We start from the raw sequence: 19459 nt of genomic DNA, 5'->3' as shown, positions 1-19459 counted from the left end.
TTATTTCAATAGCTGAATTCCATGAATGGGAGTAACAGATAGTTAACGGATCAACTAGCTATTTCGCATACGATATTCTAAAAATGGTACCTGCCAAATCATCCGATACCAGCATTGATCCATCCGAAGCAAAAATTAAATCAACAGGTCTGGCCCACCCCGTGTTTGTTTCTTTATTTAAAAAGCCGGTGGCAAAATCTTCGTATGCTGTGCCTATACCGTTTTCCTCTGTTACCATGGTGATCTTGTACCCGGTATGCCCCACTTCAGGTTCCCGGTTCCAGGAACCATGTTCAGCTATAAATATTTTATGTTTATACTCTGAAGGAAAGGTCTCACTGGTACAAAATTTAACTCCGAGTGGCGCAACGTGCGGTCCAAGGTTTTGAGCAGGCTTCACAAAATCGGAACAAGGATACTTATGTCCAAACTCCGGGTCTTTTATATCACCCCCATGGCAATACGGATAGCCAAAGTGTTGGCCAGGCTCAGAAATTCGATTTAGCTCACAAGGTGGTAAATCATTTCCCATCCAGTCTCGTCCATTGTCCGTAAACCACATCTCTCCAGTCTCAGGATGCCAGGTAAACCCGACTGTATTTCTTACTCCGTGAGCATACACTTCCCGATCTGAACCGTCAGGGTTCATGCGGGTTATGCTTGCATACATTTCATTTTTACTTTCACAAATATTGCATGGTGCGCCGACCGGGACATATAGTTTTCCATCAGATCCAAAAGCAATGTACTTCCACCCATGATGTCCATCGCGTGGATAATCATCATAAATCAAGACTGGTTCAGGTGGATTATCCAGATTTGCCTCGATGTTATCATACCTCCAGAGTTTTGAGATCTCAGCAACATAAAGAGAGCCATCTTTAAATGCGACTCCATTAGGTGAACGCAGATCAGTAGCTATTACATATTTTTCATCCGCTTTCCAGTCACCATCCGTATCACGAATGGCATACACGGTACCTCCTCCTCTATTTCCGATAAATAGCGTTCCACTTTCAGTAAGTGCTAAGGATCTGGCATTGTTTACCCTGGCAAAAACTTCAATCTGAAAACCTTCAGGAAGTACAACCTCATTAAGATTAATTCCTTCCATAGAGGTAAGAGCGGAGGATGAACCTTCAGGTTCCCCATCATTAGAAGTGTCTGCATTATTAGAAGAACATGATCCCAAAATCAGAAAAACAAGAAATAAGCTCTTATTCATGGCTTTTTTTCTTCAAGTTAAAAAATCCATTGGTAACCTGGTTCATAAATTCAATCGAAGAAATACTCCTATAAATAGAATAGTCTGGCAAAAGGTAATTTTGTTTCCTACATTTCTGCCTCAAACCAGCAATTCAACTTGATCACCAGAACTTTCGCGTATATCTCATTTATACTGCTGCTTAATGCTAGTTATGCACAAGAGCATCTGCTATTATTCAAAGGTGAGCGCATCGAGCTGAATGGTGCCTGGAATCTGACTATGTATGATTTCCTGAGCTATGACGAAATTGGTCAGAACAAAGAAAGTGTTTTAATAGATGTACCAAGTATTTGGAATGATGTCATTTGGGAAGGGGGTAAAATAGGAGCCTATGGGTATGGCACTTACTATCGTACGTTTGTTTATCCCCGGAACCTGCCTGACACAACACTTGCCATCGAAGTGTCTGAAATAAGCCTGGCATACAGGCTTTACGCTAATGAAAAGCTAATAGGACAGGTTGGTAATCCCGGCATTGATTTATCACACAGCTCTCCGAAGATCGACCATCAAATATTTGATTTTAGCGTTCAGGCTGGCGATACCGTCACTCTCATTTTTCACATTAGCAATTTCGAACATAAGACCGGCGGCATGTGGTACGCCCCCACCATCGACTTTGAATCGAGAATTATTAACAAATTCGAACTTAACCGTACAATAAAACTGATCATTCTTGGCTGTATCCTCATCGGAGGACTGTTTCAGTTTACCATATTCATACTTAATCCGAAAGAAAAATTCTGCATCTATTTTGCACTCGTCTGTATGTCGCTTTCGATGATTATTGTTACCAGAGGTGATCTTACCATAATGGATCTTTTTCCTGGCACTTCATGGGTGACTTTGAAGAAAACACTGTACCTGGCTATTACCCTGACCGGACCAGCTAACGCTCTGTTTCTAAGGGAGATTTATCCAAAATTTTATCATAAAAAGGTCATTGACATTATGGCTATTATGGCCATTGTTCTTTCATTATTTGTTGTGGTCGTTCACCCAAGTATCACCTATTCCATCGTGCCATGGCTCCATGGATATAATATTATCATTGGGGTCTACCTCCTTGTGTGTCTCATTCAGGCAGCAATTGTTAAAAAATATGGAGCAAGGTTTTTACTCTTTGGCTACACTGCAGTATTCTTCACACTGGTATATGATATGCTGAGCAGTCAGTACGTGATTCCTTCATATTCTTTTGAAATGATGTATGTCGGTATTACCATCTACATCATCCAGCTGATGATCCTACTTTCCAGCAGGTATCTCTTCGCGCTCAAGGGAAAAGAAGAACTGTCTAATCACTTAAAAAAGGTGAATAAGGAGCTGGAAGAAATGGTAGAGCGAAGAACAAAAGCGCTGAAGGACAAAAATGAAATCATAGAAACAAAGAATGCTGAGCTTCAAAAAGCAATCAAAGAAAAAGATCACTTAATGGCGGTCGTGGCACATGACTTAAAAGCTCCTCTCTCAAGCATTCAAGGTCTTAGTGAATTGATGGGATCTAAGTTGGAAGGTCAATCGGCCGAATTTAACGAGATGATCAAAAAGGTGACCATGGATGGTAGAGCGATGATTGAAAACCTAACCGAGCTGAAGGTATTTGAGCAAGGTGATTATGAGGTAAAGTTGAAGCCATTTGATATCCGAGAACTGTTTGAGCAGAAAAAGATGGAATATAAGACCACCGCAGAGAAAAAGAACATCACGCTCGAAAGCCATCTTGATCCTAAACAAACGCTTGTTTGTTCCGACGAAAACATAATCGGAAGAATCATCGATAATTTACTTTCCAACGCTATCAAATTCACTCCAAAGGGAGGCGAAGTATATTTTGATATTTGTACAGAGAGTAAAAATATCATTCTGTCTATTCAGGATAATGGTCCGGGATTTAAAGAAAAAGACAAGAGTAAGGTTTTTAAAAAATTTCAACGATTATCTGCCCGACCTACAGCGGGAGAAAGCTCTACCGGGTTAGGATTATCCATCGTGAAGACTCTTGTCAACCTTCTCAGGGGAACTATCACTTTAGAAAGCGATGAAGGAAAAGGAGCCACTTTCACCGTAACCATACCTGTTTAATTCGATAGTTTTTTATTTGTTTTCATTCTCTCTCCTGCATTGAATTACTTTTGCGGCCATGATCGATATTACGAACCTTTCTTACTATCTCGGTGACCGTGCGCTGTACGATGAAGCTTCACTTTTCATAGGTCCAAAAGACAAAATTGGGTTGATTGGATTGAATGGAACAGGTAAGTCCACCTTGCTGAAAATGATGGTGAATGACGTTCAACCATCAGGGGGTAAGATATCGATGAGTAAAGACACTACCATCGGATTTCTGAATCAGGACTTGCTTTCATTCCAAACCCAGGACTCTATTCTTTCAGTAGCTATGACAGCATTTGCCTCAACGATGGCCATTCAGAAAGAGATCGACAAGGTGATTAAAGAGATGGAGGAAAACTATCGCGATGAGTTGGTAGATAAACTGACCAAGCTACAGGAGAGGTTCGAAACCCTGGAAGGCTACACCCTTCAGTCCAAAGCAGAAGAGATATTGGAAGGTATTGGGTTCAAGACTTCTGATCTGTCACGTCCATTGAGCGAATTTTCGGGAGGTTGGCGGATGCGTGTAATGCTTGCCAAATTGCTTCTGGAAAAGCCAAGCTTGCTCATGCTCGATGAGCCTACTAACCACCTGGATCTTCCTTCCATTCAATGGATTGAAAACTACCTTCAGTCATATGAAGGCGCATATATCATTGTATCTCACGATAGAGAATTCTTAAATAGGACAGTCAATAAGGTTGTAGAGGTAACTCAGGCAGACTTACATGTGTATTCCGGAAACTATGATTTTTATGAGCAGGAAAAAGAGCTGAGAAATGAGCTGCAACAAAATGCTTTTGAAAATCAGCAGAAGAAAATAAAAGAAGCCGAACGATTCATTGAGCGATTTAAAGCAAAAGCATCAAAAGCAAGCCAGGCTCAATCCAAGATGAAAATGTTGGATAAAATGGAGCGTGTGGAAGAGGTGATTGATGAGAATATGAAGGTCAATTTCCGCTTCAATTTTAAAACTCAATCAGGCAGACATGTCAAGCGACTGGAAAATATTTCAAAGGCTTACGGTGATTTGCAAATCCTGAAAAACACTTCTATTGGTATTGAGCGTGGTGACAAGATTGCCCTCATCGGAGCTAATGGAAAAGGAAAATCTACCCTACTTAGGATAGTAGCAGGAACTGAGAAACATGAGGGAAGGGTGCAAACCGGTCACAATGTGATTAATTCCTTCTACGCCCAGCATCAATTGGAATCCCTGGGGGTTCAGAATGACTTATTAGAGGAATTAAAACAGGCAGGAACTGGTAAAACAGAACAAGAACTTAGAAGTGTCCTTGGATGCTTTTTGTTTTCCAATGACGAAGTGTTCAAAAAAATCAAAGTGCTCTCTGGAGGTGAAAAATCCCGTGTAGCTCTGGCTAAAACACTGATTTCTGAAGCAAACTTTCTCCTGCTGGATGAGCCAACCAACCACCTGGATATGATGTCGGTAAGTATTTTGGTTCAGGCGCTGCAACAATATGAAGGCACGCTCCTCCTCGTTTCGCACGACAGGCATTTTATTACACAGGTAGCCAACAAAATCTGGTACATTGAAAATCAGGAAATAAAAGAGTATCCGGGCACCTACAAAGAGTTTGAATGGTGGTGGGTGAAAAATAATAAAGGACAGGAAACTTCAAAAAAAGAGGACAAACCTGCCGAGAAAAAGACGAAAGCTAAGCCAAAGAACAATTCTGAAGAGCAGCAATCAACCAAAGAGTTGAAAGAGGTAGAGAAAGATATTGAAACCTTAGAGACCAAAATTCAACTGCTTGAAAGTAAAATGGCCGATCCTCAGATTTATGAAAATCCCGAGGAATATGAGAAAGTGAACATAGAATTTAGCCAGAAGAAAAAAGAGCTCGAACAGCTTATGGAAAAATGGGAGGAGCTTGTTGAAAGTTAAGCCCCTCCACAGATTACTTTAATCAAGGAGGTCAGACTTTTGTTCTTTGAGTTCCCGGATTTCTTCTTTTGCCGTACTTTCATCTACAAATTCTATTTCGGCCATTACTTTAAAGCTTTTGTTTATCACCGTACACCTAAAATAATACTTTCTGCCTTCCTCAATATTCACATCCCATGTTTTAGGATTTATTACGAATACGCCTGCAACAAATGTCCGTTCACCAAGCTGAGCATATTCTGCTTTGTACCATCGCCCATTTTTAAGTTTTACAATTACTTCGTCCGGCTCCACGGTTCCAATAATTATTTCAGGTCTGCTATTTGTAAACTTTTTAGGCCTGTAAAAGTAGATTTCAGCCGTGCGCAACGAATCATTGACAGCATGATCGCTTCTGTTATCCAATATCAATATTGGTTGGTTTTTGGTTATACTCATGGTTTTTGGTTCACTCTGGCCAATCATTACTATAAAAGTGTCAGGAAAAGAATCATCTCTTCTTCTTTTATAGATCCCAACCAAATGAAAGTTCGAGCATCGCGAAAATGACAACTTCGTTATATGACGCATAAAGCTCTCCGGTATTAATGTACCGTTCTTCGTCTTTAAGCGTAAATGACGCACCTGCATAAAGTCCCAGGTTTAAATACGAGGAATCTCCGGTCCTCCATTGATAGCCAAAATTGGAGATAAGTCCCAGATTGGTTGCCTTCTCTTCAGTTGCATCGATTTCACTTACATCATAGCGTGCGGTACCCCAGGAAAAATCTAAAAAACCTCCATAATACATCGAATTTCCATCTTGAGCATAACTCTTTAGTCCGAGTCCAAGAGCAGCTGTTCCTGCGGATAATTCACTGTCTTCCTCAAAACCGGTCCATGCTGCATGTGTAACAACTCCGGCAAATGCGTACCTGAAATAGGGAACTATATAGGTTCTATCACTTAGTGCTACCTCATACTGAAATATCGGCCCGAACTGAAGAAATCCCAATGGATTGACATTGAATGAATTTTCTCCCTCTGAACTCACCTTATATAGTTCATCTGTTTCAGGATCGCTATCCTTTTGTATGTCTTCTTCATCAAAAAACTGAATTTCTTTTTCAGTTAACTCCACCATCGCTATTTCCTGTGCAAAAAGCGAGGTAGCACAAATGCATACTGCAAGTGCCAGAATTAGTCTATTTAGCTGTAACATAGTAGTAGGGTTTAAAATTTACTACTAAGCTATCCGGTAGGCTTTATCATCCTTGTCACCGAGGTTACGGTCCTTGACACCAGTGTTACCAACTATTTCACGACTCACTTTTCAATACATCTGACGGATTAATCTGGTAAACACTCTTAAAAGCGCGGGTAAAATATGAGAGATTATTGAAGCCTACAGAGTAGGCGATCTGAGAAACATGTCCCTTTCTTGATTTCAAATAATGATAAGCTTTTTTCAAACGATAGTTTCTGACAAACTCAGAAACTGAGCAGCCAATGACTGCTTTCATTTTTCGGTGCAATTGAACTCTGCTCATTGCCAGTCTTTTCGCAAATTGATCCACACTGAATTCATGATTGCTCAATTCTTCCTCGAGTGTATCTATGGCCTTTTTCAAAAATTCATCCTCCATCGATGGAATATTTTCAGCCTTAGGATTTAGTAAAAATTCATGATAGTGATGGTCTCTAATTCTTGAGCGCTGAATGAGCAGGCTGTGTACGCGAACCATAAGTTCATCTGTATCGAAAGGCTTAACGAGATAATGATCAGCCCCAATTTCCAATCCTGCTAACCTGGGTTCTTTCTCTGTTTTGGCCGTCAACATAATGACTGGTATATGACTGGTGGCAATATCTTTTCTTAACCTGCTTAATAGCTCAATTCCATCCATTTCAGGCATCATTAGATCTGTGATGATCAAATCAGGGACAGACTCCAGAGCACTGTTCAGCCCTTCCTTACCATCTCCGGCAACCTTTACCAGATATTTTTCACCAAGTTGAAACGCCAAGTATTTTTGGAGATCAACATTATCTTCAACAACCAAAATTGTATCCTGATCTTTTCCATCATTTGAGGCATCCAAAATAAATTCTTCACTCTCTTGTTGCCTTACAGCTTCATGAACCTTGGTTTTCTCAATATCAATTTTCTGATCATCTTGGTAGACATCTTCCTTGGTGGGGATGGAGATGCTAAAAGTTGTGGTAGCACTATCGCTGGTTACAGAAACTTGTCCGTGGTGAAGTTCAGTGAATTCCTTAACAAGAGCCAAACCAAGACCTGTCCCCTCTACCATTGAACCGCTTTTGGACTGATAAAAGCGACTGAAAATAGCCTCCTGATCTTCTGCGGGAATAGTAGCACCATCATTGATGACCACTATTTTAATTTTGCCATCTCCAATTTCGACCTGGAAATTGACATAAGTTGTGGCAAACTTAAAAGCATTGAATAGCAGGTTTAGCACAACTTGCTCTAATCGTTCCCTGTCATAAAAGGTGATAAAGGAGCCTGAAGGGATATCCACGATAAAGTCTATCTCCTTTGTCCTTGACAACTCATGAAACGATTCAATGACCACTTTTATCCAACCCAGTATGTCATCTTTTCTGACCGATAAAATCAACTTGCCAGCCTCCAGCTTAGCTAGATCCAAAAGTTGGTTGATCAACCGAAGCAGTCGAGCTGTATTGTTTCTTATCACATTTAGGAGCCACAATGTCTCTTTATCCTCTTTAGCTCTCTTCATTAAGCGGTCTAACGGGGAAGTGATCAACGTCAAAGGAGTTCTGAATTCATGAGAGATGCTTGTAAAAAAGCGGGTCTTCATCTCATCCAATTCCAGGATTTTCATTCGCTCCAACTGTTCAACTTTGAGGTTCGCCTTCAATCTCTCCCTTACTATAAATGTTCTGATAACAAGACCAAGGGCAGAAATAAACAGCAATCCGTACAAAGAGTACGCCCACCAGGTTTCCCATGGAGCCGGCAATATGGTAATCATCATCTTTGCATGTTTATCGCCCCAAACTCCATCGCTGTTGGTTGCTTTAACTTCTAACACATACTCACCATGATCCAGGTTAGTGAAGGTAGCCTGCCTGTCTGTAGCGCTGGTATAAATCCAGTCTGTATTGAATCCATCCAGACGGTAGGCATATTGATTTTTTAAAGGAGCCTGATAGTCAAGTGCGGCAAACTCAAGTGTAAAAAAGTTTTCCTTATGATTTAAGGTGATTTCATCATTGAAATTTATATGCCTGGTTAGCTTTTTACCGTCAAGGTTTTGTGGCTTATTGAGAATTTTCAGTCCAGTAAAATAAACAGGCGGTGAGAAGATTTTTGGTTTAAGACTATCCGGATGGAAGTAGTTGAAGCCATTTCCACTTCCAAAAAACAGATAGCCATTGGAGGCTTTGAAATAAGCATCCGCATTAAAGCCCTTACTTACCAGCCCGTCTGCTTCACTATAATTCTTAACCTCACCACTTTCGGGAGCATATTTCGTGATTCCGTTATTGCTACTCAGCCACAGGTAACCTTTTTCATCTTCAATGATCCCAAGAATAACATTGCTTGGTAACCCATCTTCAGTTGTCAACAACTCAACCTTATTCTTTTTTGTATCAAGTCTATTCAATCCTCCTCCATCTGTCCCGACCCAGATTACTCCATTCTCACCCGTTAAAACACTTAAGACTGTGCCGTGTGAAAGTGCTAATTCTCCCTGATTCTCCTCATTGAACTTCCGGTATTTTCCATTGCTTTTGTCTAGCAATAACAGGCCATCGCCATAAGTGCCAATCCATAAGTTGTCTGCATCAGCATCTGTAATATTTAAAACCGGTGGTGACCTGATTGCTCCGGGATCCAGCAGCGAATAAAAGTAGGATTCGGTGCTAGTTGGATCATAGCGAATAAGACCGCTTCCATATGTTCCAATCCAAACTAGTCCCTGACCATCTTCATATAGGTATGTAGCATTTTTTACCTCATGTCCATCAAACTCGGTGTATGTATTAATCAGGTTTAAATTCTGATCATATCGGTACACACCGTGTCCATATGCAGTCACCCAAACTTCTCCATTTTCGCATACTACAGAGGACCATATATCTGGTGCTTCTGTCAGTTTGCGGGCTTTTGGTTTAGCTCCGGAAGTGAACTCAAAGTATCCCACTTCATTTTCTGTACTGAATACAATTTTTCCGTCATCTGTTTCATCAAACTTAGTTATCACCGTATTGGAAAAAGCAGGAACCAAAGATGAAATACCGAAGGACTTGATCGGCTGGTCTTTGATATTAAACCAGGAAATACCACCTTCGGTACCAAGCCATATGTTGTCCAGGTCATCCTGATAAATGAACCATATATTGTCGTTTACAATGCTTTCCTGATCAAGTCTGTCATTCTGAAATGAGGTTAATTCTCCAGAAACAGGATCAACAGAAACAAGGCCTTTTCCTAAAAATCCAGCCCAAACATTTTCCACGTCATCTATAAAAACGAATGGGACGCGATTGTTTTCCAGATCCTGAAAAAGATATTGCTGAAAAGTTGAGGTGGATCTATCAAATGAATATAGACCTCCTCCCCACGTGCCTAACCAAATTATCCCTTTCTCATCTTCAGCCACAGATAAGATATTATCATTTTTTAGTCCATTACCTGTTTGCTCATCAGCCTGGTATCGAAAAAAAGATTCCGTCTCTTTATCAAATAGGTTTAGTCCATTTTGAGTACTTATCCATAACTCCCCATTTGCATCGACAAAAAGATCGTGGATCAGATCATCACTCAGAGAAGTTGGGTCATTTTCCTCATTTGAATAATGTTTGAATATCCCGGGGTTAATCATTTGTGCCAGTCCTCCTCCATAGGTACCTATCCATAGATTCCCTTCATTGTCCTCAGTAATATCGTTTACTGAATTGTGTGGGAGGCTTTGGGGATTGTCCGGATCATTCTGAAAAGTGATGAAAGTATCGGCATACCTATCGTATAATGACAACCCTCCACCATCGGTACCTACCCATAAATTACCATTGGAGTCTTCGTACAACGCCCAAACGCTGTTATCAGGAATAGACATGGTATCTCCGGGAATATTTTGATAAGTAGTGAAATGGTATCCATCAAACTTGTTAAGTCCATCGGTAGATCCAAACCACATGAATCCGTGTGTGTCTTTGAGTATCTCAAAAACCAGGCTATAGGAAAGACCATCCTGAACAGTTAGGTTTTTAAATCGAATATTATCCTGACCGTAAGAATTTTGACATAAAATCATCAGTCCAAGCAAATAGCTTCTGAACTTCATTGGTGAGGTTTTTTAGCGAATCCCTTCTTAAAAGTTAAGTAAATCAAAATAAAGTTCAAATGATACGTCCATGTCAAAACCTGAAACAAGAGTGATAAGACAAAGAGTGAGACCCATCTAGCTTAGTGATATCAAAAAAAATGTTTGTCCTATGAAAACTCACAAAGAAAAAATGAAACGAATGTTGAATGCGAAAATGCTCACTGGGGTCTTGTGTTTACTATTCTTATTGACCTCTTGTGGTGATGATGATTCAGGCCCAAGCCGCACTGATCTTTTGGTTGGTACCTGGGAGTTAGATGAAATCAATGGATCAAATCTACAATCCGGTTTTACAGTAGAGATCACCTTTGAGAGAAATGGTGATTATGAAGAAGATATAAATGCCAATGGCGAAGTAGAAAGGTATACTGGAGAATGGGAGTGGAACAAAGATGAGGATGAAATCACCATCGACTATGACCAAAACTTTGCTGATTGGGAGTTGGATGTAGAGGAGCTCACCGCTGATGAATTGGAATTAGATGATGGATCGGATACCTATTTACTAGTGAAGAAGTAATTTAATTTAGTCACCTTTTCATTTATCTCAGATCCCAATTGCTTTTGCTTTTGGGATTTTTTGGATTAATTGCTAATTAAAATTTCCTCAAATACTCCTCCAATTTCTCTTTTACACCTTCGACTCTCTTCTTCACCTCACCATAGAATTCATCTTTTGCCGTGAAAAGAAATCGATAGGCATAAATCATATTTTGAAACTCAGCGTCCCTAAGAAAATCATCCGCCACGGTAGATCGAGAGGTAAACCTTATATTTTTCATGAAGTATGGTTTGATGAAATCCCGAACATGCTCATTCAAAGCTTCATCATATTGATTGGTACCCCGATAGTACTGTTCATATAATTCAATAACCTCATTTCTAATTTCGAAATCAGAAATTTTATCGATCTGTCCTGAAGATTTAATGGATTCATAAACTGTACGTTGTGGTACAAATGGTGGATTGTATTGAATCGTCAAAATATCATTTCTTACCTGAGTATTATCCTTATATGGCTTTCCAGTAGTAGCCTCCGAAAGCGTAACGATGGAATTTGAGATCATCCTATTCACCTGCTGAAGGGTGTCTAGGGCTTCTATATCTGTTTCTAAATCTTTGATCAGGCTCTCCAGATACTTCTGCTCCTGGGCTTTGTTATTTGCTTCAGCTTTGTAACTCTCCAAATAAAATGCAATGGTGATACCAAGAATCACAACAAGTAAGTTTGCCAGATGATCCAGCCAATTAATCTTCTTCATGGAATAAAAATAAATGAAACGTGTTCAAAACCTTCAATTCCAACAGATTTGCGAGCCATATGTCTTACCTCTCCACAATCTTAATTGTTCTGGCACGACATTCGATGTTTATACATCCACTATAATGAAACATACGTTCTATTTTTGAGATCGTATTATCTTCATTGAAAAATTCAAAAACATGAAACGAAAGTTTGCTTCTTTTTCCGTCATCTTAATTGCGTTGGTTCTCATCCAATGCTCAAGCGTACCGATGAGTGACCGATCTCAACTATCACTTATCGGTAACGACAAAATCTTTCCAATGAGTTTTGACCAATATGAGCAAGTGAAGAAGGAAAGTAAAATTATCACAGGAACAGATGATGCACGGACGGTGAAAAGGGTTGGAACCAGAATTCAGCGAGCTGTAGAGCAATATTTCAGCGATCAGGGTGAGTCCAATTATTTGAATGATTATAAGTGGGAATTTAATTTGATAGAGGAAGACGAAATGGTTAATGCATGGTGTATGCCCGGTGGCAAGGTCGCATTTTACACTGGCATCATGCCTATCTGTAAGGACGAGCTAGGAGTCGCGGTGGTTATGGGACACGAAATTGCCCATGCAATCGCTAACCATGGACGCGAACGAATCAGTCAACAATACGCCGCACAATTTGGTCTTTCGGCTGTCAGTATTTTGCTCACTGGCGGAAGTGGCGGCCCCTCCATTCCAACTGACATTATCATGCAAGGAGCAGGTGCTGCTACTTCTCTGGGAATTCTTGCATTTTCCAGAAAGCACGAATCTGAAGCAGATAAACTTGGATTGTACTTTATGGCAATGGCCGGATATAATCCTCAGGAAGCACCAAAATTCTGGGAACGTATGGCAGCACAAAGTGGTGGAGAATCTCCCCCGGAGTTTGTGTCTACTCACCCCTCTCATGACACCCGGATTTCTGACTTGAAGAAGAATATGCCAAAGGCGATGGAATATTATAAAAATTCTGATTGATGATTTTTGAATAGATTAAAAGTTTAGAGAAAGAAGCAGACGAACTAACTGCCATTTTTGTAGCTTCGGCAAAGACAGTGAAATCACGAATAAATCAAAAATCCTAATTCACCAATCATCATTTTTTGAAATCTACACCCATATATCGCTTCTTTAAGTCCCTACAATCACTCGTTGGAGGCAGAGCAAAACGCATAAGTGATTACACAATCGCACGCTATTCGATTGCTGTAAAGGACAATGCCAGCAGATGGTTTAAAGAGTTTATTTTCTTATCACTTGGTATCCTATCAGCTGGATTTGGATTGCATGGGTTTCTATTGCCCAATGATTTTATTGACGGTGGGGTTACCGGTATTTCGTTACTTACAAGAGTAATTACAGGCTACCCATTACCAATCCTGATCGTACTCATCAACATTCCTTTTATCGTATTAGGGTATTTTCAGATAGGGAGGTCATTCGTTTTTAAAAGCATTATAGCCATCATTGGGTTGGCACTGGCTTTGAACTTCATACATTACCCGATTATTACTTCAGACAAACTACTTGTGTCGGTCTTCGGAGGTTTTTTCCTTGGAGCAGGAATAGGATTATCTGTGAGGGGTGGTGGTGTTCTCGACGGCACGGAGGTGCTTGCGATCTACCTTGGGAGGAAAACAGGTTTGACTATTGGTGACTTAATTCTGTTATTCAACATACTTATTTTCTCTACCGCTGCATACCTCCTATCCATAGAGATAGCCCTTTATTCCATCCTGACCTATCTATCTGCATCTAAGACAGTTGATTTTGTAATTGAAGGTGTGGAAGAATACATTGGGGTTATTATTATTTCAAAACGAAGTGAATCATTGCGCCTGATGATCACAGAAAAAATGGGAAGGGGGGTTACTATTTATCGTGGCAAGAGTGGCTTTGGAAAAAGGGAAGACCTGGCGGAAACAGAGATACTATATTCAGTCATCACACGTCTTGAGATAGGTCGCATGCAAAACGCAGTTAAGTCCATTGATCCACAGGCATTCATTGTGATGAATAGTGTGAAAGACCTGAAAGGTGGCATGATTAAGAAACGACAGTTTAAGGAGCATTGAGCTCTTTTAACCACAGAGAACAAGAGAGTTTACACTGAGATCACAAAGATAGATTTCTTTGAGTGCTTTGTGGATTATCCGTGCTCTCTGCGGTTAAATTTACTCCTCAAACTGACCCACTTCCAACCCAGGAACAATCTTACATGCATTCTTATAGTAAACCTTTTTCAGCACTTCATCTGAAAGGCCTAATCCGTACATTCTCCAAAAGGCATGATACTTTTTATAGTATGGAAAGTATTCGTCTTCTGTTTCCAGTACTCTGAAATAAGTATAAAATTCTTCAGGATTGTAGGCATCTTTACCAAATAATAACCGATCCTGATACTTCTCAAAAAAGGCCTTTGCCCGTCTTGGCTGTCTTCCAAATTCAGCAATCACTGCTCCTATCCCAAAGTACACATTGGGATACATTTCTAAATGCTCCCCTGCCTTATCCAGATCGTTGGCCATCCAGCCCATGTGCGCGTTTACAAAAGTGGTGTTTGGGTGTTTTTTAAAAACATTATGTTGTTCCGCTATGATTTGCTCAAAAGGTGCAGGGTCATCTGCTCCTCGTTTTCTGCCTGGGCGCATCTTCAGTTCGAGCCATCTTTCATTATCTCCATCCATGGGATCCCAAAATGGTTTTGGGTCTGCCGCATGTATAAGTACCGGAATTCCCAACTCACCACACTTCGCCCAAACCGGATCAATTCGTGGATCATCAATTGCCACACGATTTCCCTCTGTATCAGTATAACTCAGTCCAAGGCTCTTATAAATCTTTAACCCTCGTGCTCCGGCCTTTACGTCTTCTTCCAACTCTTTTACGGCATTCTCAGTCCAACCTTCTTCACCAATATTATTAAAAGAAACATTCGTGAAAACGATTATACGATTTTTAGCCTCTCCTTCTACCCTCCTTACCATTCCTGCCAGATACTCCTGTGTTCCTATATCTCTTGTTTCTCTGTTGAATCCACGCCCGCTTAAGTTTACCATAGCGCCCATATTTAATTCATCCATTTCCTTTACAAGGGATGCAATTCCTTCTTTGGTAAGGTTCCATTGGTGACTATGGATATCCACAAAAGGAAACTTTGCACGGGTAATCGGATTTTCTGGAACCACCAAAGTTGAAGTAGGATTGTAATCCTCAAAGCTCATTTGTTGTTCCACCTCCTGAGCCGACAGTGAAGTGAGACATAGTATAAAAAGAAGAGATAATGTTTTGCGCATGCTTTTTTAGGTTTAGTCGATGACAATAATACGAATCTACGTTAGTATCGGACGAGTCAATTATTTATTTGGTTCGATTTCAGTTTGGGCTGGTTAATTTCGCACCATGGAGCGACCGGAATTTGACGATATTTTTATGGAGTTGGCAGTAAACCTCGCCAAACGATCCCATTGTATCAAGCGACATGTAGGTGCTGTACTCACCAAAGACACCCGAATTATTTCCATCGGATATAATGGACCACCTTCCGGAACCCACAACTGTGATACAGAATGGCCGGAAGAGGGCTGCCCTAGAGATTCTAAGGGAAGTTGCTCATTGGCACTTCATGCTGAGCAAAATGCTATTCTGTATGCAGTAAAGAACAAAACAGACGTTGAAGGAGCCACACTCTATGTTACGCTCTCACCTTGTATTGCTTGTGCCCGGATCATTTATACGATGAAAATTGAGAAGGTCATCTACTTAAAATCATACGCCGAATACAAAGGCATTCCAAGTGATGAGGGTCTGGACTTCCTAAGAAGGTTTGGCGTAGAGGTTGAGAAATATGAGGGAAACTTGGATAACGTGACTGAGCTTGTGTAAGCTTAATAGCTAGGTAATCACCTTTTAGACATACTTGCGTATTTTTCCATAATGAAAAAGGTCCTCTACTCACTTATCTTCCTCTCATCCTTAGCTCCTGCCCAACAAGCGGATGTTACCCATAGTAAAGAAATCATCAGGATAGCTTTTGGCTCGTGTAGCCATCAGGATAATATTGAGGGTCAACTGTGGTCTGAAGTAAATGCTACAAATCCAGATCTTTGGATTTGGCTCGGGGATAACATTTATGGAGATACAACTGATATGGGGATAATGAAGGCGAAATACGATCTTCAAAAATCACATCCGGATTATCATAAACTAATCAAGAGTACCAGTGTGATTGGGATATGGGATGATCATGATTATGGCGTAAATGACGGAGGAAAAGAATTCCCCGCAAAAGATCAAAGCAAAGAGCAGCTTTTCGATTTTTTGGGTGTGGATAAAAACAATCCTGCAAGAAAAAGACAGGGAGCTTACCAGTCATACACCTACCAACATTCTACAGGAAATACCAAAGTGATTTTGCTCGACACCCGATACTTCCGCGACTTCCTGCAATGGAATAACCCCGGCACTTACGAAAAAGAATCGATTGTAAATCCAACGGGCGATATTCTTGGAGAAAAACAGTGGAACTGGCTGGAAAAGCAGCTTTCAGATCCTGAAATTGACTTCTTCATTTTAGGTAGTGGAATTCAGGTTATCCCGGAGGAACACAGATGGGAAAAATGGAGCAATTTCCCGCAAGCAAAAACTCGACTGCTTGAAATGATAAAGACAACCACTAAGGCTCCCTTGGTTATTCTCTCCGGTGATCGGCATCTTTCAGAAGTTTCAAAACTAGATTTGGATGGATATGATTACCCGCTGTATGAGTTTACTTCCAGCAGCTTAAATGCCCCAACGGAACCTTCACCGGAGAACAACGAGTTCAGAATCAAGGATAAAATACATGTACAAAATTTTGCTGTCATGACTATCATCTGGATAGCGAACAATCCGATGATCCAGCTAAAATACTATGGAAAGGCCAATAAAGAATTGGCAAATTACTCCGTTCGATTTAACTAAAAAGACCCTCCCGCTTCACAGCTAAGGAGGGTCATCACCAACTTACTCAAAGTTATTTTTAGAAATCGCCACCTTCATAATCGCCATCTCCTCTATCTCCATCCCTTCGTTCACGTTGTTTTCTTTGATTTAATCTATAGGTAAAAGAAAGTGTTGCGGTAGTTGATCGCCACTGAAATTCACTGTACTGGAATGAGTTTTCATTGAAAGTCTCACTCCTCCATTTTCTCGTATTAAACAGGTCACTTACATTAAAAGCAAGCGTTCCCTTATTCTTTAAAATATCTCGGGTTACTCCTATATCTACTGTGGTGACTGAAAAGTTTTTCCCTTGAACCGTGTTTCTTGGCGCCCGATAATTTACGTTTATCTGGGCATCAAAAAGGTTATTGAACTTGAAATTATTACTAACTCGCGTCGAAAGTGAAACAGCCTCAGCTTCATCGTAGGATACCACTTCATCACCAAATGAAACTGAGCCACCTGGAACATAAGATCTAAAAAAGTTTACATTCCCACTTACCCGATACCAGTCAGTAAAATCCTGTGAAATATTGAACTCCGCTCCAAAAGATCGCTCAATGGATACATTGTATGGTCGTGTGAAAGTAATGCCATTTTCATCAGTAGATCGTAATCGCTGCTCGACACCTTCAGTGTATCGGTAATATAAGCCACCATAAAAGGTAGACTTTTCAAGATTTAGCAAATAGCCCAACTCATAAGAGTCTGTAAATTCCGGCTGAAGGTTCGGGTTTCCTACATAAAAATTTCGATTATCCGAAATTGAGCTGAATGGATTCAGTCTTCTTCCTCTTGGTCTACTAATTCTTCGACTATAGCTGGCTTGAATAGCCTGTGTTTCTGTCATTTGATAAGTGAGGAATGCACTTGGAAAGAAATTGGAGTAATTCTGCCTATTCCTGATGTCGTTTGTTTTTTGGTAGGTAATCAACTTTGTATACTCATATCGCATACCTAACTGCCAGGATAACTTATTAAGCTTATTGCTTACTATTCCATAGACAGCCAACACATCCTCCTCGTATTCAAACTCATTTGAAAAGGTTGAGTCCACTTCATACACGCCACTTTCATTCCTTTCGGTCACGATATAATTATTTCCAACCAGACGATCAGTATATCTTGTCCCAAATTCTAATCTTCCGTCTTTGGCATATGGATGAATGTAATCTGACTGGAGCATGTATCGCTCTTCTATTTCATCATTTACAGCTCGCTGATATAGGAATGGTACTTGGTTGTTGTATGTAGTCCCTTCGCTTTGTACCAGATCACTGCTTTCCTGTTCGTTGTTGTTTTGATACTGAAAATCTGCTGTAAGCTTTTGTCCTTTTCTATTAAAATTTCTTACATAGTTCAGCGCATATTCAAGGTTTTCATCCCCTTCACCTTCATTGTCGTTACGTAAGGTCAGAGAATCAGACCCGGATGGCTCAAAGAAATCACGGTAAACCAATTCGGTTTCATTTTCTTCATCAGAATACCGATATAGAAAAGAAAGGGTCAGGGTGTTCTTATCATTAAGATAAAAATCTGAACCAAACCGTGTAGAGTAGCTTAGCCCTCCTCTATCATGCTTTCGATCCCGTATGGTAAATGAAGGACTACTTGGACTGGCATTATAGAATTCCTGCTCAGAAAACCCACTTCCATTATACCGTCTGTAGTTAACACCGACATTAGTAAAAAGATTAAACCAATCTCTTCTAAGGTTCATATTCACCGATCCTCCATGATTGTCAGGTATTCCAGTGTTCACCTGAAAGCTGCCATTTACTCCTTTATTTTGATCTTTTTTGAGAATAATATTGATAATTCCTGCAAGCCCTTCCGCATCATATCTCGCCGAAGGGTTTGTAATTATCTCCACACTCTCCACAAGATTTCCATTCAATTGTCGTAGCGCATCATTACTACTCAAACCGACCAACCCTGAAGGTTTTCCATCAATAAGGATTCGTACATTTTCACTTCCTCGCAAACTCACATTTCCTTCTACATCTACCTGAACGGAGGGTAGGTTGTCTAAAATATCCGTAGCACTACCACCAAGGTTACTCAGGTCTTTACCAATGTTAAATACTTTTTTATCAAGCGTCATCTCCATTTGTGTTCGCTCGCCTTGCACCACTACCTCTTCAAGCAGTGTTTCATTTTCTTTTATCTCTACAATCCCAGCATCAAATGCCTGATTGTTTCGATTGAGCATTACGTCTGAAATCGTCGCATCCAAAAAGCCCATAAATTGAATCCTAATGTAAAAAGTACCCGGTCTAGTTGGGATTTCAAATCGTCCTTCAACATCTGTGAGTCCTCCGGTAACAAGCGTTGAGTCCCTTTGAGAGAAGACACTAACCGTTGCAAACTCTACTGGTTGTGCATCAGATGCATTAACTAATTGTCCTTTGATGATAAATGCCGGTCTTTCTCCTTGCTGTGGTGCCTGACCTAAAGTCATTGTAATAAGGCTTGTTAATAAAATTATGAGTAATCCTTTTTTATTCATGGCTCAAAATAAACGAACCTCTTTGAAGC

Annotated in this window: 14 protein-coding genes; 7 read left to right on the top strand and 7 right to left on the bottom strand. The window is 40.3% G+C overall.

Annotated features, from left to right (window positions below):
• Positions 1-58 precede the first annotated feature (58 nt).
• Complete coding sequence (locus tag RIC88_RS03990; protein ID WP_350216180.1) at positions 59-1225, bottom strand: PQQ-dependent sugar dehydrogenase; 1167 nt, start codon at positions 1223-1225, stop codon at positions 59-61.
• 138 nt (positions 1226-1363) lie between these two features.
• On the opposite strand from RIC88_RS03990, the gene RIC88_RS03985 reads away from it, so the two are divergent.
• Positions 1364-3352, top strand: a complete 1989-nt coding sequence (locus RIC88_RS03985; RefSeq protein ID WP_350216179.1) for a sensor histidine kinase — start codon at positions 1364-1366, stop codon at positions 3350-3352.
• A 58-nt stretch (positions 3353-3410) separates the two neighbouring features.
• Positions 3411-5291, top strand: coding sequence for a ribosomal protection-like ABC-F family protein (abc-f, locus tag RIC88_RS03980; RefSeq protein ID WP_350216178.1), 1881 nt, complete (start codon positions 3411-3413; stop codon positions 5289-5291).
• Positions 5292-5309: 18 nt separating this feature from the next.
• Here abc-f and RIC88_RS03975 read toward each other — a convergent pair whose 3' ends face one another.
• From RIC88_RS03975 to RIC88_RS03965, 3 genes are all read right to left on the bottom strand, one after another.
• Positions 5310-5729, bottom strand: a complete 420-nt coding sequence (locus tag RIC88_RS03975; protein ID WP_350216177.1) for a hypothetical protein — start codon at positions 5727-5729, stop codon at positions 5310-5312.
• Positions 5730-5796: 67 nt separating this feature from the next.
• Positions 5797-6492, bottom strand: coding sequence for a hypothetical protein (locus RIC88_RS03970; RefSeq protein WP_350216176.1), 696 nt, complete (start codon positions 6490-6492; stop codon positions 5797-5799).
• A 97-nt stretch (positions 6493-6589) separates the two neighbouring features.
• Positions 6590-10612 (bottom strand): hybrid sensor histidine kinase/response regulator transcription factor, encoded by a 4023-nt coding sequence (locus RIC88_RS03965; protein ID WP_350216175.1) that lies wholly within the window; start codon positions 10610-10612, stop codon positions 6590-6592.
• Positions 10613-10763: 151 nt separating this feature from the next.
• Here RIC88_RS03965 and RIC88_RS03960 point away from each other — a divergent pair, with 151 nt between their 5' ends.
• Complete coding sequence (locus tag RIC88_RS03960) at positions 10764-11174, top strand: lipocalin family protein (RefSeq protein ID WP_350216174.1); 411 nt, start codon at positions 10764-10766, stop codon at positions 11172-11174.
• Between the two features lie 76 nt (positions 11175-11250).
• On the opposite strand, the gene RIC88_RS03955 is transcribed toward RIC88_RS03960, so the two are convergent.
• Positions 11251-11916, bottom strand: a complete 666-nt coding sequence (locus RIC88_RS03955; protein ID WP_350216173.1) for a DUF6090 family protein — start codon at positions 11914-11916, stop codon at positions 11251-11253.
• 181 nt (positions 11917-12097) lie between these two features.
• Between RIC88_RS03955 and RIC88_RS03950 the strand changes: the two genes are divergently transcribed.
• Both RIC88_RS03950 and RIC88_RS03945 read left to right on the top strand, forming a co-directional pair.
• Positions 12098-12916, top strand: coding sequence for a M48 family metallopeptidase (locus RIC88_RS03950; protein ID WP_350216172.1), 819 nt, complete (start codon positions 12098-12100; stop codon positions 12914-12916).
• Between the two features lie 125 nt (positions 12917-13041).
• A complete protein-coding gene (locus RIC88_RS03945; RefSeq protein WP_350216171.1) occupies positions 13042-14013 on the top strand; it encodes a YitT family protein in 972 nt (323 codons plus the stop codon).
• 99 nt (positions 14014-14112) lie between these two features.
• On the opposite strand, the gene RIC88_RS03940 is transcribed toward RIC88_RS03945, so the two are convergent.
• Complete coding sequence (locus RIC88_RS03940; RefSeq protein WP_502879993.1) at positions 14113-15234, bottom strand: amidohydrolase family protein; 1122 nt, start codon at positions 15232-15234, stop codon at positions 14113-14115.
• A 106-nt stretch (positions 15235-15340) separates the two neighbouring features.
• Here RIC88_RS03940 and RIC88_RS03935 point away from each other — a divergent pair, with 106 nt between their 5' ends.
• Both RIC88_RS03935 and RIC88_RS03930 read left to right on the top strand, forming a co-directional pair.
• A complete protein-coding gene (locus RIC88_RS03935; protein WP_350216170.1) occupies positions 15341-15823 on the top strand; it encodes a deoxycytidylate deaminase in 483 nt (160 codons plus the stop codon).
• A gap of 51 nt (positions 15824-15874) precedes the next feature.
• On the top strand, positions 15875-16900 hold the full coding sequence (locus tag RIC88_RS03930; RefSeq protein WP_350216169.1) for an alkaline phosphatase D family protein: 1026 nt from the start codon (positions 15875-15877) through the stop codon (positions 16898-16900).
• 58 nt (positions 16901-16958) lie between these two features.
• On the opposite strand, the gene RIC88_RS03925 is transcribed toward RIC88_RS03930, so the two are convergent.
• Entirely contained in the window at positions 16959-19430 is a 2472-nt protein-coding gene (locus RIC88_RS03925) for a TonB-dependent receptor (RefSeq protein ID WP_350216168.1), read from the bottom strand.
• Positions 19431-19459 lie beyond the last annotated feature (29 nt).

It is taken from the genome of Ekhidna sp., assembly GCF_040220215.1.
GTDB lineage: Bacteria > Bacteroidota > Bacteroidia > Cytophagales > Cyclobacteriaceae > Ekhidna.
The sequence above is the reverse complement of the archived record's forward strand: the minus strand, read 5'-3'. Positions and strand labels throughout refer to the sequence as shown.